11 protein-coding genes are annotated in these 16,778 nt (G+C 64.5%); 1 reads left to right on the top strand and 10 read right to left on the bottom strand.

What is annotated here, in order from left to right; all coding sequences use genetic code 11:
• Position 1: 1 nt before the first annotated feature.
• From KM031_RS00280 to KM031_RS00250, 7 genes are all read right to left on the bottom strand, one after another.
• On the bottom strand, positions 2 to 679 hold the full coding sequence (locus KM031_RS00280) for a response regulator transcription factor (protein WP_215504348.1): 678 nt from the start codon (positions 677 to 679) through the stop codon (positions 2 to 4).
• Between the two features lie 97 nt (positions 680 to 776).
• Positions 777 to 2,408 (bottom strand): alpha-D-glucose phosphate-specific phosphoglucomutase, encoded by a 1,632-nt coding sequence (locus KM031_RS00275; protein WP_215504349.1) that lies wholly within the window; start codon positions 2,406 to 2,408, stop codon positions 777 to 779.
• 8 nt (positions 2,409 to 2,416) lie between these two features.
• On the bottom strand, positions 2,417 to 4,525 hold the full coding sequence (gene glgX / locus KM031_RS00270) for a glycogen debranching protein GlgX (protein WP_246566899.1): 2,109 nt from the start codon (positions 4,523 to 4,525) through the stop codon (positions 2,417 to 2,419).
• Positions 4,522 to 5,949 (bottom strand): glycogen synthase GlgA, encoded by a 1,428-nt coding sequence (gene glgA, locus KM031_RS00265; protein WP_215504588.1) that lies wholly within the window; start codon positions 5,947 to 5,949, stop codon positions 4,522 to 4,524. The genes glgX and glgA overlap by 4 nt, the downstream gene beginning before the upstream one ends.
• Positions 5,950 to 6,028: 79 nt before the next feature.
• Positions 6,029 to 7,300 carry a glucose-1-phosphate adenylyltransferase gene (glgC, locus tag KM031_RS00260; protein ID WP_215504350.1) on the bottom strand — a complete coding sequence of 424 codons (1,272 nt, stop codon included), beginning with the start codon at positions 7,298 to 7,300 and terminating at the stop codon, positions 6,029 to 6,031.
• Between the two features lie 50 nt (positions 7,301 to 7,350).
• Entirely contained in the window at positions 7,351 to 9,546 is a 2,196-nt protein-coding gene (gene glgB / locus KM031_RS00255; protein WP_215504351.1) for a 1,4-alpha-glucan branching protein GlgB, read from the bottom strand.
• Between the two features lie 30 nt (positions 9,547 to 9,576).
• Complete coding sequence (locus tag KM031_RS00250) at positions 9,577 to 11,970, bottom strand: glycogen/starch/alpha-glucan phosphorylase (RefSeq protein ID WP_371879019.1); 2,394 nt, start codon at positions 11,968 to 11,970, stop codon at positions 9,577 to 9,579.
• Between the two features lie 381 nt (positions 11,971 to 12,351).
• On the opposite strand from KM031_RS00250, the gene KM031_RS00245 reads away from it, so the two are divergent.
• Positions 12,352 to 12,786 (top strand): RrF2 family transcriptional regulator, encoded by a 435-nt coding sequence (locus tag KM031_RS00245; protein ID WP_215504352.1) that lies wholly within the window; start codon positions 12,352 to 12,354, stop codon positions 12,784 to 12,786.
• A 9-nt stretch (positions 12,787 to 12,795) separates the two neighbouring features.
• On the opposite strand, the gene KM031_RS00240 is transcribed toward KM031_RS00245, so the two are convergent.
• Genes KM031_RS00240 through KM031_RS00230 form a run of 3 tightly spaced genes read right to left on the bottom strand, consistent with a single transcriptional unit; the run spans position 12,796 to position 16,740 of the window.
• Positions 12,796 to 13,866: a dipeptidase gene (locus tag KM031_RS00240; RefSeq protein ID WP_215504353.1), complete on the bottom strand. Its 1,071-nt coding sequence runs from the start codon at positions 13,864 to 13,866 to the stop codon at positions 12,796 to 12,798.
• 58 nt (positions 13,867 to 13,924) lie between these two features.
• On the bottom strand, positions 13,925 to 14,320 hold the full coding sequence (cueR, locus tag KM031_RS00235; RefSeq protein ID WP_215504354.1) for a Cu(I)-responsive transcriptional regulator: 396 nt from the start codon (positions 14,318 to 14,320) through the stop codon (positions 13,925 to 13,927).
• A complete protein-coding gene (locus tag KM031_RS00230) occupies positions 14,317 to 16,740 on the bottom strand; it encodes a heavy metal translocating P-type ATPase (protein WP_215504355.1) in 2,424 nt (807 codons plus the stop codon). Before KM031_RS00230 ends, cueR begins: the two co-directional genes overlap by 4 nt.
• Positions 16,741 to 16,778 lie beyond the last annotated feature (38 nt).

Raw genomic sequence — 16,778 nt, 5'->3', positions numbered from 1 at the left:
GTCAGCCGTTTTCGGGCATGATCGCGCTGAAACTCGCCTCGCCTGCAATCAGCACCGCCTGCGTGCGGCTTTGCACGCCCAGCTTGCGCATGATCGCGGTAACATGCGCCTTCACCGTGGTTTCCGCAATCGACAGATCAAAGGCGATCTGTTTGTTCAGCCGCCCCTCGCAGATCAGTTGCAGGATCTTCGCCTGCTGCCGCGTCAGCAAGGCCAGCCGCGACAGCGCCTGTTCGCGCGAGGTAACCGGCCCGCCTTCGGCGGCGGGCGGCACATACCCATCGGGCAGGTAACTTTGTCCGGCACGGATGGCATCAAAGGCGGCACGAAACACCTCGCGCCGCGAATGTTTCGGCACAAAACCCGCCGCCCCCGCCTGGAACGCCGCCGCAATCACCCGGTTGTCGGTCAGGCTGGAGACAACAACCACCGGCACCGCCCCCGCCGCCGCCTTCAGCCGGATCAACCCATCAAGCCCGGTCACATCCGGCAGGTTCAGATCCAGCACGATCACATCCGGCATCGGCATCAGATCAAGCCGGGCCAGCGCCGCCTCCAGCCGGTCCACCGTTTCCACCTGCCCGACACCGCCCACCGCCCGCAAGGTGATCGACAGCGCATCACAAAACAGCGGGTGGTCATCCACGATCAGCGCAGTGTTCAACAGCCGTTCCGACATTGCATTTCCTCCGTCGCCTGCTTCACTTTAACGCAGGCACAGCACGGGGCAAGCAAGCCGAAAGTCTTGGTTCCGGCTTTCCGGCGGCAACGGCGCCTCAGGTGATCACATCCGGGGTGACGCGCCCGGTATAGCCCTCGATCCCGGCCAGCTCATGTGCGGCGCGTATCACCGGGGCCAGCGCCTGCTGCGGATCATGGTCCAGCCCCTCGGGGCCCGCCGCATAGCGCTCCAGATAGACCCGGAGCGTTGCGCCTTCGGTGCCGGTGCCCGACAGGCGCATCACGATGCGCGCACCATCGGTGAACAGGATCCGCACGCCCTGCCGCGCACTGACCGAGCCATCCACCGGATCGGTATAGGCAAAATCATCGGCAGCCGCGATCTCCATGCCCTCGATCTGCCGCCCCTTGAGGCTGGGCAAGCTCGCCCGCAGCGCCGCCATCATCGCATCGGCCTTGTCGGTGGCAATCGCTTCGAAATCATGGCGGCTATAATAGTTGCGCCCGTATTTGGCCCAATGATCGGCCATGATCTGCGCCACGGTCTGCTGCCGCACCGCTAGAATGTTCAGCCAGAGCAGCACGGCCCAAAGCCCGTCCTTTTCGCGCACATGATCCGAGCCGGTGCCGAAGCTTTCTTCACCGCAGAGCGTGGCCTTGCCCGCATCCAGCAGATTGCCGAAGAATTTCCACCCCGTCGGCGTCTCGTATTTGCCGATCCCCAGCGCATCCGCCACCCGGTCTGCCGCCGCCGAGGTCGGCATCGACCGGGCCACCCCAGCCAAGCCCCGCGCATAACCCGGGGCCAGATGGGCATTGGCCGCCAGCACCGCAAGACTGTCCGACGGGCTGACATAGATGCCGCGCCCGACCACCATGTTGCGGTCGCCATCGCCATCCGAGGCCGCGCCGAAATCCGGCGCATCGGCCCCGAACATTTCGTCCATCAGCTCATGCGCCCAGGTCGGGTTCGGGTCGGGGTGCATGCCGCCGAAATCCGGCAAAGGCGTGCCATGGGTCACGGTGCCCTTGGCAGCGCCCAGCCGATTTTCCAGAATTTCGATGCCATAGGGACCGGTCACGGCGCACATCGCATCAAAGCGCATGGTGAAACCGTTGGCAAACATGGCGCGCAACGCCTTGAAATCGAACAGGCTTTCCATCAGATCGGCATAGTCGGCCACCGGATCGACCACATCGACCACCATACCGTCCAGCTGCACCCGGCCGATGGCATTCAGGTCAATGTCAGGCGCATCCGACATGCGGTATTCGCGGATCGTTTCGGTGATGGCAAACATTGCCTCGGTCACCGCCTCGGGGGCCGGGCCGCCATTGGCCATGTTGAACTTCACGCCGAAATCCTCTTCCGGCCCGCCGGGGTTATGGCTGGCCGACATGATGATGCCGCCATCGGTTTTATTCAGCCGGATCAAATGGCTGGCCGCCGGAGTTGACAGAACCGCGCCCTGCCCGACGATCACCCGCGCCGCACCATTCGCCGCCGCCATCTTCAGGATGATCTGCGCCGCGCTATCGTTGAAATAACGCCCGTCGCCGCCCAGCACAAAGGTCTTGCCCGCCGCCCCACCAATGGCGTCAAAGATCGCCTGCACGAAATTATTGAGGTAATGCGGCCCCATGAACACCGGGGTTTTCTTGCGCAGGCCAGAGGTGCCCGGCTTTTGCCCGGCGATGGGTGTGGTGGCAATGGTCAAGGCAGTCATGATGGCCCTCAGCTATGAACGGGTTCAAAAACAAGCACGGAATGGGCAGGCACCTCAAGCCCCGGTTTCGCCAGCACGGGTGCCGCCTCGGGCTCAGTGGTATCCAGAATCAGACGCCAGCCCGGCGCCGTGTCTGGCAAGATAAGCTTTTGCGCGCAACCTGCGTTGAATACAGCAAAAATCGCCTCTTGCCCCGGCTCGTCCGCTTCGGCGGCCATCCGCAATTCGATGCAGAGACAGCGGAAGGCATGATCGTGCCAATCCTCGGGCCGAGGCGTTTCGCCATCGGCGCGACGCCAGATGACATCGGCCAGACCATCCGCCGCCCGACTTTTGGCGTGCAGGAACCGGCGCTGCCGCAGCACCGGATGCGCCTTGCGCAGCACGAGCAGCCGGGCCACGAAGTCCGCAAGCTTGGTATCGGCATGGGCCCAATCCACCCAGCCGATCTCGTTGTCTTGCGCATAGGCGTTGTTGTTGCCCTGCTGGCTGTTGCCAATTTCGTCACCCGCCAGTAGCATCGACGTGCCTTGCGCGATCAGAAGCGTGGTCAACAGGTTGCGCTTGCGCAGATCCCGCGCGGCCCGGATTGCGGGATCCGCGCTCGGACCCTCCACCCCCAGATTGTCGGAATGGTTGTCGCCATGGCCGTCGCGGTTGTCCTCGCCATTGGCAAGATTGCGCTTGGTGGTGAAACTGACCAGATCCTCCAGCGTGAACCCGTCATGCGCCGTCACGAAATTGACCGAGGTGCTGGCCGCACGGCCTGAATGGTCGAACCGCTCGGCGCTGCCCAAAAGCCGCTTGGCCAGATCGGGTGCCATGCCCGCGTCGCCCCGCCAGAACCGGCGCAGACCGTCGCGGAACCGGTCATTCCATTCCAGAAACGGATGCGGATAGGCGCCGAGCTGATAGCCGCCCGGCCCGATATCCCAAGGCTCGGCGATCAGCTTGACCCGGTTCAGCACCGGATCCTGCCGCACCGCATCAAAAAACCCGCCCTGCGCATCAAATCCGTAAGCCTCGCGCCCCAGCACCGAGGCCAGATCGAAGCGGAAGCCATCCACATGCATGACCTCCACCCAATAGCGCAGCGAATCCATCACCATACGCAGCACCATCGGGTGGGTCAGGTTCAGCGTATTGCCGGTGCCGGTATCGTTGACATAATAACGACCGCCCTCGCGCAGCTTGTAATAGCTGCGGTTGTCCAGACCGCGAAAGCTGAGGCACGGCCCCAGTTCATCGCCCTCGCCGGAATGGTTATAAACCACATCCAGCACCACCTCGATGCCTGCCGCATGAAACCGGCGCACCATGGTCTGAAACTCCCAGACCTCGCCGCGCGTCATGTAACGGGGTTCCGGGGCAAAAAAGCCGATGCTCTGATAGCCCCAATAATTGCGCAACCCCTTGGCCACCAGAAAGCGGTCATCCAGAAAGGCATGGGTGGGCAGCAGCTCGATGGTGGTGATGCCCAGCTTGACCAGATGCTCCAGCACCGCATCCGAGGCCAGCCCCAGATAGGTGCCGCGCAGCCCCGGCTCCACCCCCGGATGCTGCGCGGTCAGCCCCTTCACATGCGCCTCATAGATCACCGTCTCCGACAGCGGAATCCGCGGTGCCCGGTCCGGCCCCCAGTTGAAACTGGGATCGACCACCACCGATTTCGGCACGGCAAAGGCGCTGTCGCGCGTGTCAAACGACAGATCGGCGCGCGGGCTGCCCACCTTGTAGCCCATCAGCGCATCCGACCATTTCAGCCGCCCCGACAATTGCCGCGCATAGGGATCCAGCAAAAGCTTGTGCGGATTGAAGCGATGACCATCCTCTGGCACATAGGGGCCATGCACCCGATAGCCATAGAGCGTGCCCGGCGTGATGCCGCCCACATGAATATGCCAGATGTCACCATCCCGGTCGCGCAGCGGCAACCGGCACAGCTCCTTGCGGCCATCGGGGGAAAACAGGCACAGTTCTACCCGCTCGGCATGGGCGGAAAAGACAGCAAAATTAACGCCTTCCCCGTCAAAGCTCGCACCCATCGGCCAGGGGCGACCGGCGCTGATCGCATGGCCTGACAGGCGCGCGGGCAAAGGATGTGTGGGCGTCATCATGCGCGCAGCACGCTTTCATAGAGTTTCGCATAGGCGGCAGCCGATGTTTGCCAGCCCACCGGCTGCGCCATCGCATGTTTCTGCACCCGTGCCCAGAGCGCCGGGTCGCGGTGCAAGGCCAGCAGGCGGCGCAGCGCCTCGGCAAAGGCCGGGGCATCGGTCGGCTGAAAAGTGAGGCCGGTCGCCACATCCGCCGCCAAAGCCGCCGGATTGGCATGGATCACCGTATCGGCCAGTCCGCCCACCGCCGCCACCACCGGCACCGTGCCATAGCGCAGACCATACATCTGCGTCAGCCCGCAAGGCTCGAACCGCGAGGGCACCAGCACCGCATCCCCCCCCGCAAACATGCGATGGCTCAGCGCCTCGTCATAACCGATGCGCACCGCCACCCGCCCGGGGAACCGCGCCACCAGCGCCAGCATCGCCGCCTCCAGCGCCGGGTCCCCGGAGCCGAGCATCACCAGACCACCCCCGCCCCTGATGAATTCGGGCAGCACTTCTGGCAGCAGATCAATGCCCTTCTGATCGGTCATCCGGCTGACCACAATCGCCAGCGGCCCCGGCACCTCCAGCCCGAACTCGGCACACAGCGCCGCCCGGCTGGCCGCCTTGCCCTTCATCCGCCGCGCCGAATAGGGCCGCGGCTCCACCTCGGGCGACCAGACGGTTTCATCCACACCATTCAGGATGCCCTGCACATCGGCGGCCCGCGCCACGATCACCCCTTCCAGCCCCATGCCAAACTCCGGGCGCATCAACTCTGCCGCATAAGAGGGGGAAACCGTGGTGATCTTGTCCGCCGTGACAAGTGCGGCCTTCAGGCTGGACAGCCCGCCGTAATATTCCAGCGAGCCGGGATGGAACTCATGCGCCGGCAGGCGCAGCTGCCGCAACAGACCCACCTCGGCCCAGCCCTGAAACGCAATATTGTGGATGGTGATCACGGTGCCGACATCGCGCGCGCCCCCAAAGGCCAGATAGGCCGGGGCAAAGCCCGCCTGCCAGTCATGGGCATGCAGCACCTGCGGCCGCCAGCCATCCGCCAGACCTTCGCGGGCGATACGCGCGCCAATCCAACTCAGCGCGGCAAAGCGCTGCGCATTGTCAGGCCAATCACCCCCTGCTGCATTATAGGGCCCGCCCTCCCGGTCATAAAGATGCGGCGCATCCAGCAACAGCATGGCAACCCCGGCCACCTCGCCCGCATATACCCGGCCCGGGCCGCCAAACAGATCCTCTTCGGCAAACACCTCCGCCCAGCCCGCGATCAACGGCCTGAGCGCCCGATAGGCAGGCATCAACACCCGCATCTGCCAGCCCTCGGCCGCCAGCGCGCCGGGCAATGCCCCCACAACATCGGCCAGCCCGCCGGTTTTCAACAAAGGCACAGATTCCGAGGCCACCGACAGAACCCGTTTCATTTCCATGGCACCCTCATTCATCTTGGTCCAAATATCCTGGGGGTCCGGGGGCAAGGCCCCCGGCGCCTCCATCTGCGCCTCAGCCGATCTTGTGCGCCCGCGCATCCAGCATGTCCTGCGTGATCAGCACAATGCCGCCCTCACTGCGGCGGAACCACTTTTCATCCTCCTCCGGGTCCTGCCCCACGACAAGCCCTTCGGGAATGATCACACCCCGGTCGATCACACAGTTCTTCAGCTCCGCCTTGCGGTTCACCACCACCTGCGGCAGCGCCACAACATATTCCATGGTGGAATAGCTGTGCGTGCGGCAGCCGGTGAACAGCAGCGAATTGCGCACCTCGGAGCCGGACACGATGCAATCGCCCGACACCAGCGAGCTGACAGCCGAGCCGCGCCGCCCGTCCTGATCGTGGATGAACTTGGCCGGCGGGACGATCTCGCCATAGGTCCAGATCGGCCAGCTGTTGTCGTAAAGGTCCAGCTTGGGCACAAAATCGGTCAGATCGATATTGGCCTGCCAGAAGGCATCAATCGTGCCGACATCGCGCCAATAGGGTTCATCCTCCAGCCCCGCCGTCACACAGCTTTCGGCAAAGCGATGCGCCATGGCCTTGCCGTGTTTGACGATTTCGGGAATGATGTCATTGCCGAAATCATGGCTGGAATTATCATCCTCGCCATCGCGGATCAGCAGGTCGCGCAGGAAATCCCAGTTGAACACATAGATGCCCATCGAGGCGAGCGCATGCAGCGGATCGCCCGGAATGGTCGGCGGATCGGCGGGTTTTTCCAGAAAATCGGTGATCCGTCCCTCGGCATCGACATGCATCACGCCAAAGGCGGTGGCTTCGGCCTTGGGCACGGTCAGGCAGCCGATGGTCACATCGGCCCCGGTTGCCACATGCTGTTGCAGCATGACCTCGTAATCCATCTTGTAGATATGGTCGCCGGCCAGAATGATGATGTATTTCACCCCATAGCTGTCCACGATATCAATGTTCTGCGTCACCGCATCGGCGGTGCCCAGATACCATTTGGTTTCGGCCACGCGCTGCGATGCGGGCAGGATGTCGAGATATTCATTGCGTTCGGCGCGAAAGAAGTTCCAGCCGCGCTGCATGTGGCGGATCAGGCTGTGCGCCTTGTATTGCGTGGCAATCGCCATCTTGCGGATGCCGGAGTTCAAGGCGTTCGACAGCGCAAAGTCGATGATCCGCGTCTTGCCGCCGAAATAGACCGCAGGCTTGGCGCGGCGGTCCGTCAGTTCTTTCAGACGCGATCCGCGCCCGCCTGCCAGCACAAAGGCCATGGCTTGCGATGACAGCCTCTGATTGGGTCTTGCTTTCATGTCCGTCCTCCCTCCGGGCGGTTGAACCGCCGCATACTCTTACAGATTGGTCAAGCTGACTGGCGCAGATACAGGGCCGACAGCGGTGGCAGGGTGATCATCGCCGACTGGCTCTGGCCATGCCACGGCACCGGCTCGGTCGTCACCCCGCCCAGATTGCCGCGATTGCCGCCGCCATAGAGGGCCGCATCGGTGTTCAGAACCTCGTCCCACTGTCCCGCCTCCGGCAGACCGATGCGCAGACGCCGCTCCACCGGCGTCATGTTCACCACGATGGCCACCACCGGATCGGCAGCGCCACCCTTGCGCAGCCAGGCATAGGTGGAGCCTTCGGCGTCATTGCCCTCCAGCCAGGCAAAGCCTTCGGGCCGGGTGTCGTTCACATGCAGCGCCGGCGTGGCGCGGTAGAGCGTGTTCAGATCGCGCACCAGCCGCTGCATCCCTGCGTGGTAGGGCCCGGCCTGCGGATCCACCAGCAGATGCCAGTCGAGGCTCTGATTGTGGTTCCATTCGCGCCCTTGGGCAAATTCGCAGCCCATGAACAGCAGTTTCTTGCCCGGATGCCCCCACATGAAGCCGTAATAGGCCCGCAGGTTTGCGAACTTCTGTTCACCATCGCCCGGCATCTTGTCCAGCATGCTGCCCTTGCCATGCACCACCTCGTCATGGCTGATCGGCAGGATGTAGTTTTCCGACCAGGCGTAATGCAGGCCGAAGGTCATCTGGTGGTGATGGTGTTTGCGATAGATCGGGTCGCGCTGCATGTAGGACAGCGTGTCGTTCATCCAGCCCATGTTCCACTTGAACCCGAAGCCCAGCCCGCCCCAGTTGACCGGCCGCGACACCCCCGGAAAGGCGGTGCTTTCCTCGGCCACCGTCACGATGCCCGGCACCTCGCCATAGGCGGTGATGTTCATGCGTTGCAGCACGGCGATGGCTTCGTAATTCTCGCGCCCGCCATCCTTGTTGGGGATCCATTCGCCGGCATTGCGCGAATAATCGCGGTAGAGCATCGAGGCCACCGCATCCACGCGCAGCCCGTCGATATGGTATTCCTCCAGCCAATACAGCGCGTTGGAGACGAGGAAATTCTGCACCTCGGTCCGGCCATAATTGTAGATCAGGGTGTTCCAGTCCTGATGGAAGCCTTCGCGCGGGTCGGCATGTTCATATAGCGGCGTGCCGTCAAAGCGACCCAATCCATGCGGATCGGTGGGAAAATGCCCCGGCACCCAATCCAGCATCACGCCCAGCCCCTTGCGGTGCGCGGCGTCGATCAGGGCGCGAAACTCCTGCGGCGTGCCATGGCGGATGGTCGGGGCAAACAGCCCGACCGGCTGATAGCCCCAGGATCCATCAAACGGGTATTCCGAGACCGGCAGCAACTCGATATGGGTGAAGCCCATATCCGCCACATAATCCACCAACTGCTCTGCCAGTTCCAGATAGCTGAGCATCCGGTCGCCCGGCGCGCGGCGCCACGAGCCCAGATGCACCTCATAGACCGAGATCGGCGCCTCGACCGTATGCCGGGCGGCGCGGCTGGCCAGCCAGTCGGCATCCTGCCACACCGCCCCGTCGATCCGCCGCACCACCGAGCCGTTCTTCGGCGCATGTTCCGACCCGAAGCCGACCGGATCGGCCTTGAGCGGCAGGGTCTGTCCGCCCTGCCCGCGGATTTCGTATTTGTAGATCGCGCCTTCGCCCAGACCGGGAATGAAGGTTTCCCAGACGCCGGTTGCGCCGCGTTTGCGCATCGGATGGCGGCGGCCATCCCAGATGTTGAAATCGCCCACCACCGACACACGTTCGGCATTGGGGGCCCAGACGGCGAAATGCGTGCCCTCCGTGCCCTCATGCGTGATCACATGCGCGCCCAGCACCTGCCAGATGCGCTGATGCGTGCCTTCGCCCAGCAGATATTCATCCAACTCGCCAAGAACCGGGCCAAAGCGGAACGGGTCATCCCACTCCCATGTCGCGCCACTGCCTTCGGCGCGCAGCCGGTAGGCCACCCGCTTGGGCAAGGCCGCTGCAAACAGCCCCTCGCCCAGCGGTTCCAGCGCCACCGGATCGGGCAGCAGCGCCCAGACCCGCTCTGCCCCCGGCTGAAACACGCGCAACACAAAGGCCGCGCCTGCCTCTTGCAGCCCCAGCACCGCGAAAGGATCGCCATGCGCGCCCGACACAATCGCCTGTGCCGCCGCCGCGTCGATCCAATCGCTCCCTCCCCGAGCTTTGGCCATATCTTCCCCCTTCTGGGTTGGCACCCTGTGTCAGAGTGCCGATGTGACGGACCAGATATCCGCCATGTAACCACGGATCGTGCGATCCGACGAGAAAAAGCCCGACCGCGCCGTGTTCATCGCCGCCATCGCCAGCCAGCGGTCGCGGTCGGCATAGGCGGTGTCCACCTCGGCCTGCGCGGCGAGATAGGCATCGAAATCAGCCGCCACGAGGAAATAGTCATGGTGCCAGACCCGATGCACCAGCGCGTGATAGCGGCCCGGCTCTTCGGGCGAGAAACGGCCCTCGGCGATCATCTGCAACACATCCTGCAAGGTCTGGCTGGCCTCGATGGCATGGCGCGAATGGTCGGGGTCTTCGCGGCGCTTCACCACCTGATCGGCGGTCAGGCCGAACAGGAAGAAGTTTTCGGCCCCGACCTCGTGCAGGATCTCCACATTGGCGCCATCCAGCGTGCCGATGGTCGGCGCGCCGTTCAGCATGAACTTCATGTTGCCGGTGCCCGAGGCCTCTTTGCCCGCGGTGGAAATCTGTTCCGACAGATCCGCCGCCGGGATCAGCCGCTCTGCCATGCTGACATTGTAGTTTGCGGGATAGACCACCTTCAGACGGTCGCCCACCAGCGGATCGGTGTTCACCACCTGCGCCACATCATTGATCAGATGGATGATTTCCTTGGCCACCGCATAGCCCGGCGCGGATTTTCCGCCAAAGATCTTGACGCGCGGCACCCAGTCAGCCGTCGGGTTTTCACGGATCGCGTTCCAGCGGGCAATGGTTTCCAGGATATTCAGCAACTGGCGCTTGTATTCGTGGATGCGCTTGATCTGCACATCGAACAGCGCGTCGGGGCTGACGGTCACGCCACAATGCCCGGCCATCCATTCTGCCAGAGCGACCTTGTTCTGCCGCTTGGCAGCGCCAAAGGCGGTGCGGAAACCCGTATCGGCCACATGCGGCTCCAACTCGCGCAGACGATCCAGATCCGCCTCCCAACCAGCACCGATCGTGTCGGTGATCAGGCCCGACAGCGGGCGGTTGCACATCTTCAGCCAGCGGCGCGGCGTCACGCCATTGGTCTGGTTGATGATCTGATCCGGGTGCAGCGCGTGCAATTCGGGGAAGAGGTTCTTCTTCACCAGATCGGAATGCAGCGCCGAGACGCCGTTCACCTTGTGCGACATCAGGAAGGCCAGCTCGCCCATGCGCACCTCGTGATGTTTCACGATGCCCACATAGTGCGGGCGCGACGGGTATTTGGCTTTGTGCCAGGCGTCGATGCGTTCCACGATCTGCATATGGCGCGGCAGCACATTGCCGAAGGTGAAGGTGGCCCAGCGTTCCAGCGCCTCGGGCAGCAGCGTGTGGTTGGTATAGCCCAGACAGGCGCGGGCGATATCCAGCGCCGGTTCAAACTCCAGCCCGTGTTCGTCGACCAGCAGCCGGATCAGTTCCGGCCCGGCGATGGCAGGATGGGTGTCGTTCATCTGGATGGCGACGTGGTTCGGCAGATCGGTGATCGGATGGCCGCCGGTCTTGAACCGGCGCAGGATGTCTTGCAGCGCGGCAGAGGTCAGGAAGAACTCCTGCTTCAGCCGCAGTTCCTTGCCCTGATAGGTGGTGTCATCGGGATACAGCACGCGGCTGAGCGTGCGCGCCAGCGCCTCGGGTTCGGCTGCCGCCGCATAATCGCCCCGGTTGAAGCGCTCGAGATCGAACAGCGTTGTCGGCTTGGCCGCCCAGAGCCGCAGCGTATTGGCCCATTTGCCCTGCCAACCGACCACCGGCGTATCATGCGCCTCGGCCAGCACGGTTTCGCCCGGCACCCAGACCTCGCGCCCATCGCGGGTGACGATCTCGCCCTTGAAGCCGATGGTATAGGCGGCCTCCGGGCGTTCGAACTCCCAAGGGTGGCGCTGGGTCAGCCAATCCTCGGGCGTCTCAACCTGCCGCCCGCCTTCAAAGCGCTGGCGGAACAGCCCGTGTTCATAGCGGATGCCATAGCCATAGGCCGGGCAGCCCACCGTCGCCATGCTTTCCATGAAACAGGCCGCCAGACGGCCCAGACCGCCATTGCCAAGCGCCGCATCCGGCTCGTCCTCGATCAAGGTGCGGAAATCCTGCCCCAGATCGGCCATCACCGTCTCGGCCATGTCGCGCAGGCCAAGGTTGATCGTCGCATCCTCCAGAATCCGCCCGATCAGAAATTCCATCGACAGGTAATAGACCCGCTTGGCCCCCGTCTCCCATGTCTTGCGGGTAGAGGCGAACCACGGCTCCACGATCCGGTCGCGGATCGCGTAAGACAGCGCCATGCGCCAGTCGTAGACGCTGGCATGGGCGGCATCCTTGCCCAGCGTGAATGTCAGGTGGCGCAGGATGTCTGCCTTGAGCTGCGGCGCGGTAATATCTGTCACGTCAATGTCCCATCTGTCACGGTCCGGCCTGTTTGCAGGCTCTGGGTTCAGTAAGGCGCGGCGCACCGGGATCAGCAAGCCCGCGGCACAAGGCCCGAGCATTTCCGCAGATCCCAAGGCAGCTTTCCGGCCCAAATTCCCAAACCGCTTATGTGTTAGCGCAAACAGACTGAAAAATCATCACGAAAATTTCAGCCATTTCTCCAATAAGCACGGGGATTTCCAAAAATCAAAGCGGTTTGAGGTTGCACATATGATTCGTGGCCATCTTCCGCGCAGGCACTGCCGGGCGGCAGCAAAGAGATATCGCAAAAACATGATCCAAATCATGTCTGCGCCCCGTGCCACCTGCTAGCCAAGATCAGCCAAGCCAAACGGGACCCTGCAATGAGACTGACCACCCGCACCAATCTCGCCATGCGCACACTGATGTTCTGTGCGGTCAATCCGGGCCGCGTGGTCCGCAAACAAGAGGTGGCGCAGGCCTGCAATGCCTCGGAAAACCATCTGGCGCAGGTGATCCACCTGATGGCGCAGAAGGGTTTTCTGCATACGGTGCGCGGACGCGCCGGGGGGTTGATGCTGGGCCGCGCGCCGCAGGACATCACGCTGGGCGATGTGTTCCGCACCTTCGAGGCGGGCCTGCCGTTCACCGAATGTTTTGCGGGCGGCGAAAACTCCTGCCCGCTGGTCAGCTGCTGCCGGCTGAAATGCGCGCTGGTGGCCGCGGTGGAGGCATTTTATGCCAGCCTTGACCGCCTGTCGTTGTCCGACATGGTGGATGGCAACAGCGCGCTGGAGGATTTGCTGAAGGTCGCCTGAACGGGCGGCTCAGCCGCCCCAGGTCTGGCGCAGCACCCGCAGCCAGTTCGACCAGCGCAGCTTTTCGATCAGCGCCGCATCATAGCCATGCGCCGCCATTGCCGCGAGCAGGTTCGGCAGGCCCGCCGCATCGGTGATGCCATCCGGCACCGCCGCCCCGTCGAAATCCGATCCGAAGCCGACGTGATCTTCGCCCAGATGCGTGATCAGGTGATCGAGATGGCGCAGCACTGCCTCCCACCCCATGTCGGAGGCGCGTTTGCCATCTTCGCGCAGGAACACGGTGGCGAAGTTCAGCCCGACCATACCGCCCGTGTCGCGGATGATCGCCAGTTGCCGGTCGGTCAGATTGCGGGTCGAGGGTGTGATGGCATGGGCGTTGGAATGGGTGGCCACCAGCGGCGCATCGCTGATCGCGGCCACATCGTTGAAACCCGCCTCGTTCAGATGGCTCAGATCCACCATGATGCGCAGGCTGTTGCATTCGCGGATCAGCCGCTTGCCCGCATCGGTCAGGCCCGGCCCGGTGTCGGGCGTACCCGGAAACTTGAACGGCACGCCATGGCCAAAAATCGTCGGGCGCGACCAGACCGGCCCCAGTGACCGCAGACCCATCGCATGAAAGCTGTGCAGCGCATCCAGACTGTCGTCGATCGCCTCGGCCCCTTCCATGTGCATGACCCCCGCAATCGCGCCCGCCGCCTGCGCGGCCTCGATCTCGGCCACGCTGCGGCAGACCCGGAAGGCCCCGTCCGAGGCGCGTTCCATCCACAGGAAATGCCCGGCCATCGACAGCGCAATCGGCTGCGCCACGCCCAGCGGGATCATCGCGGGCAATTCGATCTCATAGGGCGGGTTGTCCATCATCGCATCGTAATCCGGCGCGCCGGGCGCGGCGGGGCTGGGGATATAGATGGCAAAGATCCCCGCCGCAAAGCCCCCCGCCTGCATCCGCGGCAGATCGAGATGGCCACGCCCCTCGCCGGTCAGCCAGATCGCCCCGCGCTTTTTCGGCGCCATCTGCATCCGCAACAGGATGTCGTTATGGCCATCGAACACTGGCAGCGGCGCGGTTTTCATTGCGATACTCTCCCCGTTTTATCCGAACCTGCCACGCAGGCCGGGGGAAGGCCAGAGCCTATCCGCACGCCTTGTCCGCCAGACCTGTCAGGATCGGGCAATCCGGGCGATGATCGCCTGCGCAAGCGGCAACCAGCTCGGACAAGGTGCGCTGCATGGCTTCCAAAGCCGCAATCTTGGCCCCGATGCGGCTCAGGTGATCTTCGGCCAGCGCCTTCACATCGGCGCTGGCGCGGTGTTGATCCTCATAAAGCGCCATCAGCGTGCGACATTCCTCGATGGTGAAGCCCAGACTGCGCGCCCGGCCCAGAAAGGCCAGCTTGTGCAGATCGCTGTCGCGGAAGGCACGATAGCCATTGGCCTGCCGCAACGGGCGGATCAGCCCGATCTCCTCGTAATATCGGATGGTCTTGGCAGGCAGCCCCGCACGGGCCGCAACGTCCTTGATGTTCATTCCGGGGCCTCCACCGCACGGATGCGCTTCAGCCGCAGCGCATTGGTCAGCACAAAGATCGACGACAGCGCCATCGCCCCCGCCGCCAGCATGGGCGACAGTTGCGGCCCGCCGAAGGGCACCAGAGCCCCCGCCGCCACCGGGATCAGCGCCGCATTATAGCCAAAGGCCCAGAGCAGGTTCTGCCGGATATTGCGCATCACCGCCCGGCTGAGCCGGATCGCCGTGGCCACGCCCATCGGCTGCCCCGACATCAGCACCACTTCGGCGGCCTCGATGGCCACATCGGTGCCGGTGCCGATGGCGATGCCCACATCCGCTGCCGCCAGTGCGGGTGCGTCATTGATGCCATCGCCGACAAAGGCCACACCGGGTTTCAGGGCGGCCACCGTCTCCACCTTGCCGCCGGGCAGCACCTCGGCGTGAATGTCGCTGATGCCCAGTTCCGATCCGATGGCGCGGGCGACGCGTTCGGTATCGCCGGTGATCATCGCCACCTCGATCCCCATGGCCGTCAGCGCCTGCACCGCCGGGGCCGCGCCGGGCTTCACCCGGTCGGCAACCGCCAGCACGCCCAGCACCTTGCCCTCGACCGCCACATAGATCGGCGTCTTGCCCTGCACCGCAAAGCCCTCGCCCTCCACCTGCCACTGGCCCAGCCCCTGCGGGAACATGCGCGCAGCCCCCAGCGTGATGCGCTGCCCCTCCACCAGCGCCTCGGCGCCATAACCGGGGGTGGCGACAAAATCTCGCGCCTCGGGGATCTCCAGCCCCTTTTGCTGTGCCAGCTGCACTACCGCCAGCGCCAGCGGATGTTCCGATTGCGCCTCGACCGCCGCCGCCAGACGCAACAGATGCGGCGAAGCGGGTTTGAGGTCGGTCAGCACCGGGCGGCCTTCGGTCAGGGTGCCGGTCTTGTCAAAGGCCACGCGGTTCACGGTGGCCAGCGTCTGCAATGCCTCGCCGCGCCGGAACAGCACACCCAGTTCGGCGGCACGCCCGGTGCCGACCATGATCGACACTGGTGTCGCCAGCCCCATGGCACAGGGGCAGGCAATGATCAGCACTGAAACCCCTGCGACCAGCGCCTCGGCCAGACCGGGGCCAAAGGCCAGCCAGACCGCCACCGTCGCCGCCGCCAGCGCCATCACCACCGGCACGAACCACAGCGTGATCCGGTCCACCAGTGCCTGCACCGGCAGCTTTGCCCCCTGCGCCTGTTCGACCATGGCGATGATGCGCGCCAGCACCGTATCGGCCCCGACATGGGTCGCCTGCATCAACAGCGCGCCGGTGCCGTTCACCGTGCCGCCGGTCAGCGTATCACCCGCCGCCTTGGCCACCGGGATCGCCTCGCCGGTCAGCATCGCCTCATCGACCGCCGATTGCCCCTCGACCACGGTGCCATCCAGCGGGATGCGTTCGCCGGGGCGGATCATCAGCCGGTCGCCGGGGCGGATCTGCGCAATCGGCGTGGGGGTAAAGCCGTCGGGCGTTTGCAGGCGGGCGGTCTTGGGCTGCAAGCCCACCAGCCCGGCAATCGCCGCCCCGGCCCGCCCCCGTGCCCGCGCCTCCATCACCCGGCCCAGCAGGATCAGCACCACGATCACCGCCGCCGCCTCGAAATACACCGCGCGGGCGGCGGCGGGCAGCAGATGCGGCGCGACGGTGGCGACGGTCGAATAGGCCCAGGCGGCAAAGGTGCCGACCGCGACCAGACTGTTCATGTCCGGCCCACCGCGCAGCAGGGCCGGGATGCCCTTGGCATAGAAGCGCCGCCCCGGGATCGCCAGCACCAGCGTGGCCAGAACGAATTGCGCGATCCACAGCACCTGCTGCGGCGCAATTCCCATCAGCCAATGGTGCAGCGCGGGCACCAGATGCCCGCCCATTTCCACCACGAACACCGGCAGGGTCAGCGCCCCGGCGATCCAGGTATCGCGGCCAAGCAGGCGCAGCTCGTCCGCCCGCGCATCAGGATTGGCATCGGCCTGCGGCGTGGCGGCAAAGCCCGCGCGCGACACCGCCGCCGCCAGCGCTTCGGCACTGGCCCCTCCCTGCCAGAGCGTGACCTGCGCCCGCCGCGCCGCCAGATTGGCCCGTGCCGCGATCACCCCCGGCTGCGCCTGCAACACCCGCTCCACCCGCCCGGTGCAAGAGGCGCAGGTCATGCCCTCAACCGCCAGATCCAGCGTGATCTGCCGCGGCGGATAGCCCGCCGCCGCAAGCACCGCGGCAAGCGTGTCAGGCGTGGCCGGATCGGCAAACTGCACATCGGCACTGTCATCCGCCAGATTGACCCGCGCCGCCGTCACGCCGGGCTGGGCCGTCAGCACCCGCTCCACCCGCGCCACACAGGAGGCGCAGGTCATGCCCTCAAGGTGAAAGCGCAGGCTCTGGGGATTGGTGATCTGTGTCATGGAATATCCTTTCACGGCGACATATGGAGCTTCCAGTC

The organism is Gemmobacter fulvus (assembly GCF_018798885.1).
GTDB classification, from domain to species: domain Bacteria; phylum Pseudomonadota; class Alphaproteobacteria; order Rhodobacterales; family Rhodobacteraceae; genus Gemmobacter; species Gemmobacter fulvus.
Note: the sequence above shows the minus strand (reverse complement) of the source record. Positions and strands in the feature narration are given on the sequence as shown.

What these genes read in the sequence shown, in the direction of transcription:
- glgC (WP_215504350.1), bottom strand. Translation starts at nt 7,300, where the DNA reads ATGAAAGCAAGACCCAATCAGAGGCTGTCATCGCAAGCCATGGCCTTT.
- KM031_RS00280 (WP_215504348.1), bottom strand. Translation starts at nt 679, where the DNA reads ATGTCGGAACGGCTGTTGAACACTGCGCTGATCGTGGATGACCACCCG.
- glgA (WP_215504588.1), bottom strand. Translation starts at nt 5,949, where the DNA reads ATGAAACGGGTTCTGTCGGTGGCCTCGGAATCTGTGCCTTTGTTGAAA.
- KM031_RS00245 (WP_215504352.1), top strand. Translation starts at nt 12,352, where the DNA reads ATGAGACTGACCACCCGCACCAATCTCGCCATGCGCACACTGATGTTC.
- cueR (WP_215504354.1), bottom strand. Translation starts at nt 14,320, where the DNA reads ATGAACATCAAGGACGTTGCGGCCCGTGCGGGGCTGCCTGCCAAGACC.
- KM031_RS00240 (WP_215504353.1), bottom strand. Translation starts at nt 13,866, where the DNA reads ATGAAAACCGCGCCGCTGCCAGTGTTCGATGGCCATAACGACATCCTG.
- glgX (WP_246566899.1), bottom strand. Translation starts at nt 4,525, where the DNA reads ATGATGACGCCCACACATCCTTTGCCCGCGCGCCTGTCAGGCCATGCG.
- glgB (WP_215504351.1), bottom strand. Translation starts at nt 9,546, where the DNA reads ATGGCCAAAGCTCGGGGAGGGAGCGATTGGATCGACGCGGCGGCGGCA.
- KM031_RS00275 (WP_215504349.1), bottom strand. Translation starts at nt 2,408, where the DNA reads ATGACTGCCTTGACCATTGCCACCACACCCATCGCCGGGCAAAAGCCG.
- KM031_RS00230 (WP_215504355.1), bottom strand. Translation starts at nt 16,740, where the DNA reads ATGACACAGATCACCAATCCCCAGAGCCTGCGCTTTCACCTTGAGGGC.